Consider the following 14899-nt stretch of genomic DNA (forward strand, 5'->3'; position numbering starts at 1 on the left):
CAATGACTGAAACTGTCTGGGCGCCGGACGGCAGCAACCTGGTGGTGCACGCGGATAACGCGGACTTCCTCCCCACGCTGCCGGACGGCGCCTTCACACTCATTTACGTGGACCCGCCCTTCAACACCGGCAGGTCCCAGCAGCGCCAGGAAACAAGGATGGTGCTCAACGCCGACGGCGGCGGCGACCGGGTGGGCTTCAAGGGCCGCTCCTACGACACGATCAAGGGCGCCCTCCACCGCTACGACGACGCCTTCAGCGACTACTGGTCCTTCCTCGAGCCGCGCCTGGTGGAGGCATGGCGGCTCCTGGCCGACGACGGAACCCTGTACCTGCACCTTGACTACCGCGAGGTGCACTACGCCAAGGTGATGCTGGACGCCATCTTTGGCCGTGAATGCTTCCTGAACGAGATCATCTGGGCCTACGACTACGGTGCACGCGCCAAAAACCGCTGGCCCACCAAACACGACAACATCCTCGTCTACGTCAAAAACCCGGCCAAGTACCACTTCAACAGCGTGGAAGTGGACCGGGAGCCCTACATGGCCCCGGGGCTCGTGACTCCGGCCAAGCGTGAGCTGGGCAAGCTGCCCACGGACGTCTGGTGGCACACCATCGTCTCCCCCACTGGCAAGGAAAAGACCGGCTATCCCACGCAGAAACCCGAGGGCCTCGTGCGGCGGGTTGTTGCCGCGTCCAGCCGCCCGGGTGACTGGTGCCTCGACTTCTTCGCCGGTTCCGGCACACTCGGCGCAGTGGCCGCGAAGCTGGGCCGCCGCTTTGTGTGCGTGGACCAGAACCAGCCGGCCATCGACGTCATGGCCAAGCGGCTCGGGGCGCACGCCGAGATCGCCTCCTACCCGCCCGTGTAGGTACCCGCCCAGGTGGGTCGCAGCACAGGGCGTTCCCAGCGCTGGGAACGCCCTGAAGTGCTACTTGCTTGGGTTAGCGGACGACGGCGGTGCCCGTGCCCAGCTCCTCGATCCGGCCGAGGACGTCCGGGGCGGTCAGGTTCTCGCCCAGCCGGTTGGGCTTGCCCAGGCCGTGGTAGTCCGAGGACCCGGTCACCACCAGCCCGTGCTGGGCGGCCAGCTTCCGCAGGAATTCCCGGCCCTCCTCGGGGTTGTCCCGGTGGTTGACCTCCAGGCCGGCCAGGCCGGCGTCGATCATGTCGTGGTACGTGCTTTCGCCCACCACCCGCCCCCGTGCGGAGGCGACGGGGTGGGCAAAGACGGGAACGCCGCCGGCGGCGCAGACCAGTTCGACGGCGAGGGCCGGCGCCGGCGCGTAGTGCTGCACGAAATAGCGCGAATGGGAAGTAAGGATCGAGGTGAAGGCCTCGGAACGGTCCGCTACCACTCCCGCCGCCACCAGGGCGTCGGCGATGTGCGGCCGTCCCAGCGTGGCCCCCGGCGCCACATGGTGGATCACGTCGTCCCAGCTCAGGGGGTAATCCTCGGCGAGCAGCGTGACCATGCGTTCGGCGCGGGTCAGGCGGGCCTCCCTGGCCTTCGTAATTTCCTCCAGCAGGCCCGGGTGCGTGGGGTCGTGCAGGTAGCTCAGGAGGTGGACGCTGATTCCTTGCTCCGTCCGGCAGGAAATCTCCATGCCGGGCACCAGTGCCACGCCGTGGTCAATCGCCGCCCGGGAGGCTTCCCCCCAACCGTCCGTGGAGTCATGGTCCGTCAGCGCAATGACGTTCAGCCCTGCCGCCGCCGCGGCCGCCATGACCTCCGCCGGTGTCTCCGTGCCGTCGGAAATATTCGAGTGGGCGTGCAGATCTATCCTCACCAGCCCAGCCTAGTAGATGGCGGGCCCCTGTGGCCGGGATGAGCGTGATTCTCCCTCCCGCGCCGGTGTTGGCCTAAGCCGCTCGGCTGGTGAGACTATTGGACGGTGAACGATGCAGACAACACCCACAACGGTGAAAACACAACTTCCCAGCCCCTGGAAGAGCGCGTCAACAACCGCTCCCAGCGGCCCAGTTCCGCGGCTTTCAAGGCCTTCATGGCCAGCAACTGGGCGGCCGCGCCGCAGGTGACCCCTGAACGGGACGCCGTGGCCAGCCACGCCGCGAGGAGGCGCCGGGCCATCTCCGACCAGTTCAAGGGTGAACGTCTGGTGCTTCCGGCCGGGCCCCTGAAGGTCCGGTCCAACGACTGCGACTACCGTTTCCGGCCGCACTCCGGCTTCGCCCACCTCACCGGCCTCGGGCTGGACCATGAGCCCGACGCCGTACTCATCTTCGAGCCCGTCGAGCAGGGAAAGGGCGACGACGGCGGCAGCCACCGCGCCACGCTCTACTTCCGGCCGCTGGCCGGGCGGGACACCGAACAGTTCTACGCCGACGCACGGTCGGGTGAATTCTGGATCGGGGCACGGCCCACGCTGGCCGAATTTGGGGCCCGGCTGGGAATCCCCACCGCCCACATCGACGAACTCGAGATGGCCGTCACCAAGAACGTCGGCGCCCCCGAAATCGGCGGCATCTCCATCCGCCTGGTGCGCAAGGTGGACGAAAACATCGACGCGCTCGTGGACACGGCCCGCTACAACACCGCCAAGGACCCGGACAACCTGGACCTGGGCGTGCTGGACGCCCTCGACGAGAAGCTGTCCGAAGCACTCTCCGAACTGCGCCTGACCAAGGACGAGTGGGAAATCGGGCAGATGCAGATCGCCGTGGCCGCTACTGTGGAAGGCTTCACCGAAGTGGTCAAGGCCCTGCCCCGCGCCCTGACGCATTTCCGCGGCGAACGCGTGGTGGAAGGCGCCTTCTTCGCCCGCGCCAGGGAGGAAGGCAACGAACTCGGCTACGACACCATCGCCGCCTCTGGCAACAACGCCACCGTGCTCCACTGGACACGGAACACCGGCAAGGTCAACGCCGGGGAGCTCCTCCTGCTGGACGCCGGCGTGGAGGCCGATTCGCTCTACACCGCGGACATCACCCGCACGCTCCCGGCCAACGGCAAGTTCTCCGACGTGCAGCGCAAGGTCTACGAAGCGGTCCTGGACGCGGCCGACGCCGGCTTCGCGGCCGCCCGGATCGGCGTGAAGTTCCGCGACATCCACACCGCCGCCACCACTGTCCTCGCGGAGCGGCTTGCGGAATGGGGCCTGCTCCCGGTCTCCGTCGAGGAGGCCCTTGGTGAGGACGGCCAGCAGCACCGGCGCTGGATGCCGCACGGCACCAGCCACCACCTCGGCCTCGACGTCCACGACTGCGCCCAGGCCAAGCGGGAACTCTACCTGGACGGCGTGCTGCGGGAGGGCATGGTCTTCACCATCGAACCGGGCCTGTACTTCAAGCAGGAAGACCTCGCCATACCCGAGGAGTACCGCGGCATCGGCGTGCGCATCGAGGACGACATCCTGATGACGGCCGAGGGCCCCGTGAACCTTAGCGCGGCGCTCCCCCGCACCGCGGACGACGTCGAGGCCTGGATGGCAGGCATCTACCAGGAAATCGACGCCAAGGGTTAAGGGTTCGGTTCCAGGCGCCCGCGGACGCCTGGAACAAATGCAAAAGGGACGGCCACCGGATGATCCGGCGGCCGTCCCTTATTGCTGTACCTGGCTACTGCTGCTGTCCGTCCCGGCCCGGGTGGGCCTGGTTCGGATCCACCCGTACGCCATACTGCGGCCGCCCGTCGGGCAGGTCCGGGTAGCGGACGGCCGACGGCGGGCGCTGGCCCGTTGCCGGGGCGCCCTCCGCCGCCTGGCCCTGCTCGTTGGCAGCGGACTGCTGGCCGGAGCCGTTCGGCTGCTCCCCGTCATACTGCTGGCCCTGCTGGCCTGTGTGGTGCTGCTGCCCGCCCTGAACGTGCTGGCCTGTGCCATATTGCTGGTTGGGGTCCTGCGGCTGCCCGCCCTGTGGGTGCTGGCTGGCCCCGTACTGCTCGTTGGCGTCCTGGCTGCGCTGGCCGTAGGGATCGTTCCAGCCCGCCGGCCGCTGCGGCGCCTGCCCCTGGGACGGGGCCTGCGGCGGTCCCTGGTGCCGGCCCGGCTGCTGGTATGGCTGGTTCTGGTAGTCGTGCTGGGTGGACGACGCCGGGCGCGCACCCGGGGTCGTGTCGGACTGCGTCATCGGGAGCTGCTGGAGCAGCCGGCGCGCCTCCTGGGCCGCCTCGAAGGCCACGACGACGTCGTAATTGGTGGCAACCACCTGGCTGGTGGACGTGAAGTCGCGCTTGCCGCGCTGCATGGCGTAAGTGACGATCCCGAACAGCATGAAGAACGCCGCACCCATCAGCACCGAACTGATGATGGAAAACGTCCCGCCGGCAGGCGTGAAGAAGGAGAGCATGACGCCGACGAAGAGGCCGAACCACATGCCGCTCAGGGCACCGGAGAGCGCCACGCGCGGGTAGCTGAGGCGGCCCGTCACCCGCTCCACCATCTTGAGGTCGTTCCCCACGATGGACACCAGGTGCACCGGGAACTGCTGGTCGGCGAGGTAGTCCACGGCCTTTTGGGCGTCCAGGTAAGAGGTATACGAGCCGACCGTGTCCCCCGTGGGGACAGTCTTCGACTCGTCCGAGCCGTTGGGCGCAGCCTTCGGAGCACCAAAAATGTTAGCCATAACCCCATTCTTGCCCATAAGGATGGGTGAAAGCTGAAAATTCAGCTAAAAGAGAGCAGACTCGGTAGCCTGTAGAGGTGAGCACGAATCCTACCCGCGTCTTTGTCGCGCGCCTCCTGGGACTGGACGTCTTCGATCCGTTGGGCGACCGTCTGGGGCGGCTGCGTGACGTCGTCGTGCTCTCCCGCGGAACCCGGGGCGCCCCGCACGTGGTGGGCATCGTCGTCGAAGTTCCCGGCAAGAAACGCGTCTTCGTCCCCATGACCCGCATCACCTCCATCGACCAGACGCAGGTCATCTGCACCGGGCTGGTCAACCTCCGGCGCTTCGAACAGCGCGGCGCCGAAACCCTGGTGGTGGCCGAAATGTTCGACCGCCGGGTCACCCTGACGGACGGCAGCGGCGATGCCACCATCGAGGACATCGCCATGGACCAGCACCGCTCGGGCGACTGGTTCGTGAGCAAGCTGTTCGTCCGGCGCGGACATTCCCTGGCGCCCCTGAGCAGGCTGCGCCGCAACGAGACCATGATCATCGACTGGGCGGACGCGCACCAGGGAGCCAAGACAGAACCGCAGGCCGCCACGCAGTTCGTGGCCAACCACGAGGACCTCAAGCCCGCGGACTTCGCCGAGGCGCTGCAGGAGATGAGCGACAAGCGGCGCTTCGAAGTAGCAAGCGAACTGCAGGACGAGCGGCTCGCGGACGTCCTGCAGGAGCTGCCAGAGGACGACCAGGTGGAAATCCTCTCCGCCCTCGACGTCCAGCGTGCCGCTGACGTCCTGGAGGAGATGGACCCCGATGATGCCGCCGACCTCCTCGGCGAGCTCCCGTCCGCCCAGGCGGAGGAACTCCTCCAGCTGATGGAGCCTGAAGGCGCGGAGGACGTCCGGCGCCTCCTCGAATACGACGAGGACACCGCCGGCGGCCTCATGACCCCTGTCCCCGTCATCCTGCCGCCCGAAGCCACGGTGGCGGAGGCCCTCGCCCACGTCCGGCGCGAGGAACTCTCCCCTGCCCTCGCCTCGTCCATCTTCATCGCCCGTCCTCCGCTTGAAACCCCCACCGGCCGGTTCCTCGGCGTGGTGCATATCCAGCAGCTGCTGCGCTTCCCGCCGTTCGAGTCGCTGGGCAACCTCGTGGACAAGAACCTGGAGCCGCTCTCGGACCTGGCCCACATCAGCGAAGTCGCGCGCACCCTCGCCACGTACAACCTGAACTCCCTGCCGGTGGTCAACCAGGCAGGCCGGCTGGTTGGCGCAGTGACAGTGGACGACGTCCTGGACCATCTGCTGCCCGATGACTGGCGGGCAAACGACGGCGAGGCCCCGGTTAGGAAGCTTGGTGGCCGCATTGGCTGAAAACACGGCAAAGGCAACGCGACCGAGCGGAAAGCCGGCAGCCCAGGGAAGCCTGGACACGCCGCTGAGCGGCCGCCAGCGCATGCTCCCCAAGTTCTCGCCCAACCCTGATGCGTTCGGGCACGCGACGGAGGGCTTCGCCCGCTTCATGGGCACGCCGCAGTTCCTGCTCTACATGACCGTGTTCTGTGTATTCTGGCTGGCCTGGAATACCTTCGCGCCCACGGCTTGGCAGTTCGACAAGGTTGAGCTCGGGTTTACGCTCCTGACGCTGATGCTGTCCCTGCAGGCCTCGTACGCCGCACCGCTGCTGCTCCTCGCGCAGAACCGCCAGGACGACCGAGACCGCGTGTCGCTGCAGCAGGACCGCCAGCGGGCGGAGCGCAACCTGTCGGACACCGAATACCTCACGCGGGAACTGGCCTCACTGCGGATCGCGCTGCGTGAAGTGGCCACCCGCGACTACGTCCGGGCGGAACTGCGCAGCCTGCTGGAGGACCTGCTGGAGGCCCAGGAGGAGCTCCGCACGCATGAACCCTCCGGGCCCGGAAGCCATGAATCGCCGCGCGAGCTGGTCCGCGAAAAGCTGAAGGAGAAGCGGGAGAAGCAACGCAATCCCCGCACCCAGCAGATCCCCAAGGTCAAGTCTGAAAAAACGCGGCAGGGCCGGGCAGCCCACCGACCCACCTCTCCCGAAAGCTGAGCACCACGGCATGAGCACCACACTCCTTCAGGCAGTCAACGCTGCCCTCGCAACCGTCATCGACCCGGAACTCCGGCGCCCCATCACCGAACTGGGCATGGTTGATTCCGTGGAGATCTCCGACGACGGGACCGTCCGCCTTGCGGTGCTGCTCACCATTGCCGGCTGCCCCCTGCGCGACACCATCACCAGGGACTCCGAGGCGGCACTGCTGGACGTGCCAGGTGTGGCCGCCGTCGAGGTCGATCTCAAGGTCATGACCCAGGCGCAGCGCGACGCACTGAAGGAGCAGCTCCGCGGCCCCGGCGGTGTGCGCGGCATCCCGTTCAACCAGCCGGGATCCCTCACCAAGGTTTTCGCGGTGGCCAGCGGCAAGGGCGGAGTGGGCAAGTCCTCGGTGACGGTCAACCTCGCCTGTTCCCTCGCGGCACAGGGGCTGCGCGTGGGTATCGTGGACGCGGACGTGTACGGCTTCTCGGTGCCGGCCCTCATGGGGATCACCCAGGCCCCCACCCGTGTGGACGACATGATCCTCCCGCCGGTGGCCTACGGCGTGAAGGTCATTTCCATCGGCATGTTCGTCACCGGCAACCAGCCCGTGGCCTGGCGCGGACCCATGCTGCACCGAGCCCTCGAGCAGTTCCTCACCGATGTCTACTTCGGCGACCTTGATGCGCTGTTCCTGGACCTCCCGCCGGGCACCGGTGACATCGCCATCTCGGTGGCGCAGCTGCTGCCCAAGGCCGAGATCCTGGTGGTCACCACTCCCCAGGCCGCCGCGGCCGACGTCGCAGAGCGTGCGGGTGCCATCGCCACCCAGACGGGGCAGACGGTGGCCGGGGTCATCGAGAACATGTCGTTCCTGGAAATGCCCGACGGCGGCCGGATGGACCTGTTTGGCACCGGCGGCGGGGAGGTGCTCGCCGAGAGGCTCAGCGCGTCGACGGGCACGGACGTGCCGCTGCTGGGCCAGATTCCGCTGGATATACTCCTGCGGGAAGGCGGCGACTCAGGCAAGCCCATCGTCCTGGGCGGCCCGGACACGCCTGCAGCAGTGGCGCTGTCCGGCATAGCAGGGAAGCTCGCGGCCAGGCCGCGGGGACTGGCCGGGATGAAGCTGGACGTCCAGCCCCGCTGATTGATTAGGCCCGCTGGTTGAGCTAGTCGAAACCCCGCTGATTGAGCTTGTCTAACCCGGTTACGTGGCCTCGGAATCGAAGGGGGCCCGCTCGCCCACGCCAAGGCTTTCGATGATGCGCGCCGGCCGCTCCTCGGTGGAGGAAGCGGCGGCTGATGCCGCAGCGGCTACTGCCGCCGGACCGCCGGCGCTGACCGGCTTGGTGTCGTCTTCGAGGAGCGCTTCCTTGATGATGCGCCGCGGGTCGTACTGGCGGGGGTCATACTTCTTCCAGTCGACGTCATCGATGTCGATGCCGACTTCTTCCTTGATCTGCTCCCGCGCACCGGAAGCCATCCGACGCACTTCGCGGACCAGGTTTGCCAGTTTCTGGGTGTATTCGGGCAGCCGCTGGGGGCCGATCACCAGAATGCCGATGAGCAGCAGAAGGATAAACTCCGGGCCGTTGATTCCAAACACTTTAGGAAGATTACCCTTTCCGGGGAGGCAGTGACGATTTCGACCCGGCCCGCGCCCCCTGGGGGCATGCCGCAGGGACGGGGAAGCGTCTCAAAGCCCCAACTGGCGGGCTATTTTAAGGAGGCCGCGTTCCACCCGGTCGAGGACAGTCTCCTCCCCGGCGGTACTGCCGCCGGCCGTACCGGTCCCGGCGTCCAAACCCGGACCGGCCACGCTTCCGGGCGCTGCCAGCATCGGCAAAGCATCGTCGGCCGAGGCGGCGGGCAGGTCCGACACGTAGGTGAAGGTGCTTTGTGGTGTCTGGTAGATCGCGCTCCACGGCGGCCCCGCCTTGACCCAGACCCGGCCGTCCGCCGTCGCTCCCGGCGGATCAGCTGCAACGTAACCGTCGCTTCCCGCCGGGTGGCCTGTCAGCGGGTTGACCGGAGACGGCGCAGCCGGCGGCCCCTGGTGCTGTTCCAGAATCCTCGCACTATGCTGCCCGTCGGTGAGGCGCAGCTCCACTGTGGGCCGGCCCGCCAGCACCGTCGTGCTGGCAGATACCAGGCGGAAACCCATGGCACGCAGTTCAGGGCAGGTCCAGCCGGAGGACCGCAGCGCGGCGAGGCGGCTGTCTGTTCCCGGGGAATGCCCGGCCTGGCCATAGAGCGAGGCCGTGCCCGCGGCGTACTGCCCGGGTTCACCGGCAACAGTGTAGGCTCCGGCCGCGACGGCCCCTGCCGCCACCACGGCTACCCCACCGGCCAGCCCCGCCAGCATCATCCGGCTGGGCCGTGCAATGGGGGCCGGCGCCATGGCCAATTGCTGGGTGCGGAGCAGGAGCCGCGCTGTCAGTTCATCACTGGCGGCCGGGACTGCGGCAGTACGGAGCCGCTCAATGTATTGGCGCTGCCGGTGCAGCGCGCTGGCGCATTCGGCGCACGCACGGATGTGATCCGTTGTCTGCGGGTGCCGACCGGCAAGCGGCGGGAACCCCGTGTTCTTTCTGAGCCCCTCCAGCAAGCGATGTAGCCGACGCATGTCGCCGATCAGAGAACGCCCGCGATGCGGGGCATCTTCAGCCGCGGCTTGCGCGCCTGCTGCGGGCGCGGATCCCGGTGGGCAAGCTTTTCGCGGAGCATGGTCCGGCCGCGGTGAATGCGTGAACGCACCGTGCCCAGCTTCACGCCCAGGGCCTCGGCGACTTCGTCGTACGACAGTCCCTCAAGGTCGCACAGGACGACGGCGGCACGGAAGTCCGGCGGGAGTTCCTCGAGGGCTGCCTGGACGTCGAGATCCAGGTTGTTGAGTTCGAAGCTTTGCTCGGGGCCGGGTTCACGGCCGGGCAGCCGTGATTCGGCATCCTCGGCCAGCGCGTCAAACCGGATCCGGCTCTTGCGCCGTGCCTGGTCCAGGAAGAGGTTGGTGGTGATCCGATGCAGCCAACCGTCCAGGGTTCCCGGCTTGAAGTTCTCCAGGGAGCGGAAGACGCGGACGAACACCTCCTGGGTGAGGTCCTCGGCGTCGTACTTGTTACCGGTAAGCCGGTAGGCGAGCCTGTACACCTTGGCGGAGTGGTTGGTGACCACTTCTTCCCACGTGGGCATGGCCCACTCGGCAGCTTGCTCTTCAGTTGCAGGGACAGGTGCCGCAACGGATGCTGACATCGTCCACTCCCCTCGTGGATGTAATAACGCCTGACGTGCTTTACATCATTGATTCGGCGCCGATCACCACTTGGATGAGCGGATTATTATCATGTCAAAGTTGGCTGGGAATTTCCTGACTGCGGGGCCCCACTTTGCTATAGGCGCAAATTTTGGCCCGCATTTCCTGCCAGCATTCCGTAAATTTCTTCACCCTCCGCCGGGCAACAGAACAGTATCCGCCATCACAGGCGTGCCCGCTGTCACTTGCCCCTCGGGCGCCGTCCAACCAAGTACGCTGTAATAACATGCCCCCTGCCGCCCAGAAAGCGAAATCCATGAGCGCCGATAAGTCCACGAGCTGGTCCTATGCAGAAGATCTGCCTGCTGAGGATGAGGTCCTGCTGCGCGCCCGGGAGCGTTCGTTCGAGCTTGGCGTGACGCCCATCGGCCGTGGCGTTGGCGCGGTGCTGACTGTGCTGGCGGCGGCATCCAAGGCGCAGACCGCCGTCGAGATCGGTACCGGCGCCGGCGTCTCGGGCGTCTGCCTGCTCCGCGGTCTCGGTCCGCAGGCCGTGCTCACCACCATTGACGTGGACGTCGAGCACCTGAAGGCCGCCCGGGAAGCGTTCCAGGAGTCAGGCAGCCCGGCCAACCGCACCCGCACCATTTCCGGCCGCGCCGGTGATGTCCTGCCGAGGCTCACCGACGCCGCCTATGACCTCGTCTTCATCGACGGCGACAAGCCCAACTTTCCCCGCTACGTGGAGCAGGCCGTACGCCTGCTCAAGACCGGCGGCCTGCTGATCGTCAATGACGCCTTGGACAAGGACCGGGTGTCCAACCCTGCGGCCCGTGACGCAACCACCGTTGTGCTGCGCCAGGTGGGCAGGGTCGTGCGCGACGACGACCGGCTGGCTTCCGCCATGCTCCCCACCGGTGACGGGCTGCTGGTAGCGGTCAAGAAATAGGCTGGCCGGTTAGAAATAGGCTGGCCGGCCCAGGCAGGCCAGGAAGACGAAAAAGGCAGGGCCCGCAGCCTTTCGGCTGCGGGCCCTGCCTTTACTCTTATTCGGTGGCGCCGACGAGGCAGTCCTTGAGGTTGGCCGCCTCAGCGGCGTTGAGTTCAACCACGAGCCGGCCCCCGCCTTCGAGCGGCACACGCATGATCAGGCTGCGGCCCTCCTTGGTTACTTCCATAGGGCCGTCGCCGGTGCGTGGTTTCATAGCCGCCATGAGGAATATCCCCTCCAGTAGTCCCAGGACCGAGCAGCCCGGCCGGGCTGAGTCCGCGTGGTCAAAACAATGCCGCTCTGGCGGGCCTTTCGGCAGCCGCCAAGGCTGAACAGTGCGAATGCTTTTTGTCCTTGCTTATTAGCTATTATCCTGTAATTACCCGTCTGTAGCTAATCGATGGACAATCCGTTCACCTGCAGATTCCTCCGCCCTTCTGCGGACTGATCTGGGGAAACCTATTGGGAACCTCCGGCCCGTCACGGCGGATAGTCCCCTCCGCCCGGCAGCTGCGCCCACGCCCAGAGCCACACCACCCACACGATCTGCAGCAGGACAAACATCGTGATCACCGCGCCACGGTAGGCCCGCGACCGGGAAACGAGTGCGGCGGCCAGGGCAAGCGGAAACAGTGGCAGCAACATGCGGAAGGTGCTGGTCTGCGGATGCAGGAAGACCACGAGGTATCCCATGTAGCACACACACCACAGCCGGAGTTCTGTTCCCAGCCGGCGGACCGGCGGCGAGGCCATAAAGAGCCCGAACACCGCCACGAAGACGAACGGTGCCACGAGCCCCAGCACCGGCCCAAACAGCAGGACGCCGGTGTCGAACCAGGGTTTGAAGGGCACCAGGTCGTGTCCGCGCCAGACGGTCTCGGTCTTCGTGTACGCAGCGATGTCGCCGGTGGCAGCCCACGCGACGGCGGGCCAGGCGAGGGCGCCTGCACCGCTGACGGCGGTCAGCCCGGCGAGGGACCACAGTTCGTTCCGGCCGTGGATGCGACGACCCTTGGCGGCCAGTCCCTGGTTCCGCGCCCCGAACCATGCCTCACCGGCGCGGTACAGGAACAGGATGCCGATGGTCGCAGCGAACGGAACACCCGTGGGCCGGGACAGGCACATGGCCAGAACCACGGGAATGGCCCACAGGTACCGGCGCCGGACAACCAGCAGCAGCGCTGCGGACAGCAGCAGGAGGTTCAGGGATTCCGCGTACGGCACCTGGAGCACCGGCGAGACGGGAAAGGTGGAGAAGAATGCGACGCCCCACAGGGCCGGCCAGTGGGCTGCCCTCGTGCGGAACAGCACGTAGACCACCAGCGAGGCCGCCAGTCCGGCGAGCATCGCGGTCAGGATGAGGGCGGCGGCGGGGCTGAGGCCGGTGGCAGCGGAGAGCATCCGCCCCAGCGTTGGAAACAGCGGGTAGAAGGCCCAGGTGTTCTCCTGCACGCTGCCGGCCGCATCCACCGGCAGTTCGTTCGGGTACCCGCCGGTCATGACGGACTCGTACCACCGCGCGTCCCAGATGTTGATGAAGTTCCAGTAGTCGGGCTTGGCCGGGAACCAGGGGTTGAATCCCTGGTGCAGGGCGGCCGACATGAAGATGCCGGCACTGACCAACCGGGCGGCCACGTACACCGCGGCCACCTGGGCCCACCACGGCCAGCGGACCAGGCGGCCACCGAGCCGTGCCGCGGCGGTCCGGAACACCGTGTCCAGCCGCGTCCCGTGATCCGACGACGGGGGTTCGGCTGTTGCTGGCGGCAGCGGGCCCGGAGGCGGCATTGGGGAGCTCACGTCCGGTCCTCGGCGGCCGGCTGTTCGGCCCGGGCCAATTGGGCGGCCGGCTGTTCGACAGCGGCCAATGGTTCGGCACGGGCGCTCAACTGCTGCCGGAGGCTTTCTATTTCAGCGTTCCTGGCGGCCAGCTGGTCCCGCAGGTCGTCCAGCACCTGGTCCACCTGGTCCATCCGGTAACCCCGCAGCCCCAGCGCAAACCGAACATGGTCGACGTCGGCCGGTTTTGCGTCGTCGGGGAGCAGTACGGGTGGCAGGGACGCGACGGGTTCATCGAACCCGTCGTTGAAGCCGTCTCTGGCGAGAGGCGCGCGGCCGCGTTTCCTCCGCAGCATGCCCGCCCCGAGGTCGGTCCCGATGAGGACGGTGGCTCCAATCAGGACGATGGCGAGGAAAACGAGGAAGAAACTCACACCACCAATCGTGCCAGACGCAGCCCCGCCTGCTGCCTAGTCCGGCAGCTGCTGCCCAGGCCGCGTGTCCGGGCAGCTGCTACTCGGGGCGCTGGTCCTCGTCGGAGGACGGCGCCCGGACATGGCCATGGAGGACGAAATTCACTGCTTCCTCCGGAGAGTCCACCACCTGGATGAGGTCCAGGTCCTTTTCCGAGACCATTCCCTCAGCCACCAGGGTCCCCCTGATCCATTCGATCATCGGACCCCAGAATGACGCGCCCAGCAGGACGATCGGGAACGAGGTCACCTTCTGCGTCTGGACGAGGACCATGGCTTCAAAGAGCTCGTCAAGGGTGCCGAGACCGCCGGGAAGAACGATGAAGCCCTGGGCGTACTTCACGAACATGGTCTTCCGAGCGAAGAAATAGCGGAAGTTGATGCCCAGGTCCACCCACTGGTTCAGGCCCTGCTCGAACGGCAGCTCGATGCCGAGGCCAACGGAGACGCCGTTGCCTTCCACGGCTCCCCTGTTGGCTGCTTCCATCGAGCCCGGTCCGCCGCCGGTGATGACGGCCACGCCGGCTTCGGCCAGCTTGCGCCCCACCTCGACGCCCATGTCGTAGAACGCGCTTCCGGGCTTGGTGCGCGCCGAGCCGAAGACGCTGACCGCCTGGCCCAGGTCGGAGAGGGCACCAAAGCCCTCCACGAACTCGCTCTGGATCCGCATGACCCGCCAGGGGTCGGTGTGGATGAAGTGACCGGGACCTTTGGTGTCGAGCAACCGCTGGTCCGACATCTCCACCGCGGCCTGTTTGCGGCGCAGCTCTAGGGGCCCTTTCCGGCGGGGCTGTACTGATTTTGACGGATCTGCGTTGATGCTCATCCCCCAAGGCTAACCTGCTGACCTGCAGGTATCTCTTGAATTACGATCAGCGGGAAGTTGGGGTGATTCCAGTCATAACCGGGCAATGTTCGCTAGATTCTTACTTATGACTACTCAACTGCCCGGCGATGCACTCGTCTCTCTGAATGCCGTCAACAAGCATTACGGTCAGCTGCACGTTCTGAAGGACATCAACCTCCAGGTCCGCAAGGGCGAGGTGGTTGTGGTCATCGGCCCGTCAGGTTCGGGGAAGTCCACACTGTGCCGGGCGATCAACCGGCTGGAAACCATCGACGACGGCGACATCGCCATTGACGGCAAGCGGCTGCCCGAGGAGGGCAAGGAGCTCGCCCGGCTGCGCGCCGACGTCGGCATGGTGTTCCAGTCGTTCAACCTGTTCGCGCACAAGACCATTCTGGAGAACGTGACGCTTGGCCCCATCAAGGTCAAGGGCGTCTCCAAGGCGGAGGCGGACAAGGAGGCCATGGCCCTGCTTGAGCGCGTGGGCGTGGGCCACCAGGCGCCCAAGCTCCCGGCTCAGCTCTCCGGCGGCCAGCAGCAGCGCGTCGCGATCGCCCGCGCCCTGGCCATGAAGCCGAAGGTCATGCTCTTCGATGAGCCCACCTCCGCGCTGGACCCGGAAATGATCAACGAAGTCCTCGACGTCATGATCCAGCTGGCCAAGGAGGGCATGACCATGATCGTGGTCACCCACGAGATGGGTTTCGCCCGCAAGGCCGCGGACCGGGTGGTCTTTATGGCCGACGGCCAGATCGTCGAGGACGACACACCCGAAGAGTTCTTCACCAAGCCCAAGAGCAGCCGCGCCAAAGACTTTCTGTCCAAGCTGCTCACGCACTGACAACCGATCCAGCAGTCCCCACCAACTTCAAGACCACCCGAATTCGCACCCAGGCCGTCATCGGCGGCCGCC

Annotated in this window: 16 protein-coding genes; 7 read left to right on the forward strand and 9 right to left on the reverse strand. The window is 66.7% G+C overall.

The annotated features are described in order from the left end of the window. Positions 1-2: 2 nt before the first annotated feature. Positions 3-875 (forward strand): site-specific DNA-methyltransferase, encoded by an 873-nt coding sequence (locus J7I85_RS16705; protein WP_214853748.1) that lies wholly within the window; start codon positions 3-5, stop codon positions 873-875. A 73-nt stretch (positions 876-948) separates the two neighbouring features. On the opposite strand, the gene J7I85_RS16710 is transcribed toward J7I85_RS16705, so the two are convergent. Beyond that, positions 949-1794, reverse strand: a complete 846-nt coding sequence (locus tag J7I85_RS16710) for a PHP domain-containing protein (protein WP_214853750.1) — start codon at positions 1792-1794, stop codon at positions 949-951. A gap of 105 nt (positions 1795-1899) precedes the next feature. Between J7I85_RS16710 and J7I85_RS16715 the strand changes: the two genes are divergently transcribed. Continuing rightward, positions 1900-3489, forward strand: coding sequence for an aminopeptidase P family protein (locus J7I85_RS16715; protein WP_214853752.1), 1590 nt, complete (start codon positions 1900-1902; stop codon positions 3487-3489). A gap of 94 nt (positions 3490-3583) precedes the next feature. On the opposite strand, the gene J7I85_RS16720 is transcribed toward J7I85_RS16715, so the two are convergent. After that, positions 3584-4588 carry a general stress protein gene (locus tag J7I85_RS16720; RefSeq protein ID WP_214853754.1) on the reverse strand — a complete coding sequence of 335 codons (1005 nt, stop codon included), beginning with the start codon at positions 4586-4588 and terminating at the stop codon, positions 3584-3586. A 77-nt stretch (positions 4589-4665) separates the two neighbouring features. Between J7I85_RS16720 and J7I85_RS16725 the strand changes: the two genes are divergently transcribed. The 3 genes from J7I85_RS16725 to J7I85_RS16735 are packed head-to-tail and all read left to right on the forward strand — an operon-like array spanning position 4666 to position 7790. After that, positions 4666-5949: a magnesium transporter MgtE N-terminal domain-containing protein gene (locus tag J7I85_RS16725; RefSeq protein ID WP_003805129.1), complete on the forward strand. Its 1284-nt coding sequence runs from the start codon at positions 4666-4668 to the stop codon at positions 5947-5949. After that, entirely contained in the window at positions 5933-6652 is a 720-nt protein-coding gene (locus J7I85_RS16730; protein WP_214853756.1) for a DUF1003 domain-containing protein, read from the forward strand. Before J7I85_RS16725 ends, J7I85_RS16730 begins: the two co-directional genes overlap by 17 nt. 10 nt (positions 6653-6662) lie before the next feature. Continuing rightward, positions 6663-7790, forward strand: coding sequence for an Mrp/NBP35 family ATP-binding protein (locus J7I85_RS16735; protein ID WP_214853758.1), 1128 nt, complete (start codon positions 6663-6665; stop codon positions 7788-7790). 60 nt (positions 7791-7850) lie between these two features. On the opposite strand, the gene J7I85_RS16740 is transcribed toward J7I85_RS16735, so the two are convergent. The 3 genes from J7I85_RS16740 to sigE all read right to left on the reverse strand — a co-directional run bounded on the left by J7I85_RS16740 (position 7851) and on the right by sigE (position 9895). Further along, entirely contained in the window at positions 7851-8249 is a 399-nt protein-coding gene (locus J7I85_RS16740; RefSeq protein ID WP_214853761.1) for a twin-arginine translocase TatA/TatE family subunit, read from the reverse strand. Positions 8250-8339: 90 nt separating this feature from the next. Next, positions 8340-9044, reverse strand: a complete 705-nt coding sequence (locus J7I85_RS16745) for an anti-sigma factor (RefSeq protein ID WP_214853764.1) — start codon at positions 9042-9044, stop codon at positions 8340-8342. Between the two features lie 233 nt (positions 9045-9277). Beyond that, positions 9278-9895, reverse strand: a complete 618-nt coding sequence (gene sigE / locus J7I85_RS16750) for an RNA polymerase sigma factor SigE (RefSeq protein WP_003805137.1) — start codon at positions 9893-9895, stop codon at positions 9278-9280. A 317-nt stretch (positions 9896-10212) separates the two neighbouring features. On the opposite strand from sigE, the gene J7I85_RS16755 reads away from it, so the two are divergent. Further along, a complete protein-coding gene (locus J7I85_RS16755) occupies positions 10213-10845 on the forward strand; it encodes an O-methyltransferase (protein ID WP_214853767.1) in 633 nt (210 codons plus the stop codon). A 97-nt stretch (positions 10846-10942) separates the two neighbouring features. On the opposite strand, the gene J7I85_RS16760 is transcribed toward J7I85_RS16755, so the two are convergent. The 4 genes from J7I85_RS16760 to J7I85_RS16775 form a co-directional block, all read right to left on the reverse strand. Continuing rightward, entirely contained in the window at positions 10943-11110 is a 168-nt protein-coding gene (locus tag J7I85_RS16760) for a DUF3117 domain-containing protein (RefSeq protein ID WP_104136505.1), read from the reverse strand. A gap of 257 nt (positions 11111-11367) precedes the next feature. Beyond that, on the reverse strand, positions 11368-12687 hold the full coding sequence (locus tag J7I85_RS16765; RefSeq protein ID WP_214853769.1) for a hypothetical protein: 1320 nt from the start codon (positions 12685-12687) through the stop codon (positions 11368-11370). Then, complete coding sequence (locus tag J7I85_RS16770; RefSeq protein WP_214853771.1) at positions 12684-13100, reverse strand: DivIVA domain-containing protein; 417 nt, start codon at positions 13098-13100, stop codon at positions 12684-12686. Before J7I85_RS16770 ends, J7I85_RS16765 begins: the two co-directional genes overlap by 4 nt. Positions 13101-13179: 79 nt before the next feature. Then, positions 13180-13965: a TIGR00730 family Rossman fold protein gene (locus J7I85_RS16775; RefSeq protein ID WP_214853775.1), complete on the reverse strand. Its 786-nt coding sequence runs from the start codon at positions 13963-13965 to the stop codon at positions 13180-13182. Positions 13966-14071: 106 nt separating this feature from the next. Between J7I85_RS16775 and J7I85_RS16780 the strand changes: the two genes are divergently transcribed. Then, a complete protein-coding gene (locus J7I85_RS16780; RefSeq protein WP_214853778.1) occupies positions 14072-14827 on the forward strand; it encodes an amino acid ABC transporter ATP-binding protein in 756 nt (251 codons plus the stop codon). Positions 14828-14899: the final 72 nt, after the last annotated feature.

The organism is Arthrobacter sp. ISL-65 (assembly GCF_018613795.1).
GTDB lineage: Bacteria > Actinomycetota > Actinomycetes > Actinomycetales > Micrococcaceae > Arthrobacter.

What these genes read in the sequence shown, in the direction of transcription:
- J7I85_RS16705 (WP_214853748.1), top strand. Translation starts at nt 3, where the DNA reads ATGACTGAAACTGTCTGGGCGCCGGACGGCAGCAACCTGGTGGTGCAC.
- J7I85_RS16720 (WP_214853754.1), bottom strand. Translation starts at nt 4,588, where the DNA reads ATGGCTAACATTTTTGGTGCTCCGAAGGCTGCGCCCAACGGCTCGGAC.
- J7I85_RS16735 (WP_214853758.1), top strand. Translation starts at nt 6,663, where the DNA reads ATGAGCACCACACTCCTTCAGGCAGTCAACGCTGCCCTCGCAACCGTC.
- J7I85_RS16745 (WP_214853764.1), bottom strand. Translation starts at nt 9,044, where the DNA reads ATGGCGCCGGCCCCCATTGCACGGCCCAGCCGGATGATGCTGGCGGGG.
- sigE (WP_003805137.1), bottom strand. Translation starts at nt 9,895, where the DNA reads ATGTCAGCATCCGTTGCGGCACCTGTCCCTGCAACTGAAGAGCAAGCT.
- J7I85_RS16755 (WP_214853767.1), top strand. Translation starts at nt 10,213, where the DNA reads ATGAGCGCCGATAAGTCCACGAGCTGGTCCTATGCAGAAGATCTGCCT.
- J7I85_RS16760 (WP_104136505.1), bottom strand. Translation starts at nt 11,110, where the DNA reads ATGGCGGCTATGAAACCACGCACCGGCGACGGCCCTATGGAAGTAACC.
- J7I85_RS16775 (WP_214853775.1), bottom strand. Translation starts at nt 13,965, where the DNA reads ATGAGCATCAACGCAGATCCGTCAAAATCAGTACAGCCCCGCCGGAAA.
- J7I85_RS16780 (WP_214853778.1), top strand. Translation starts at nt 14,072, where the DNA reads ATGACTACTCAACTGCCCGGCGATGCACTCGTCTCTCTGAATGCCGTC.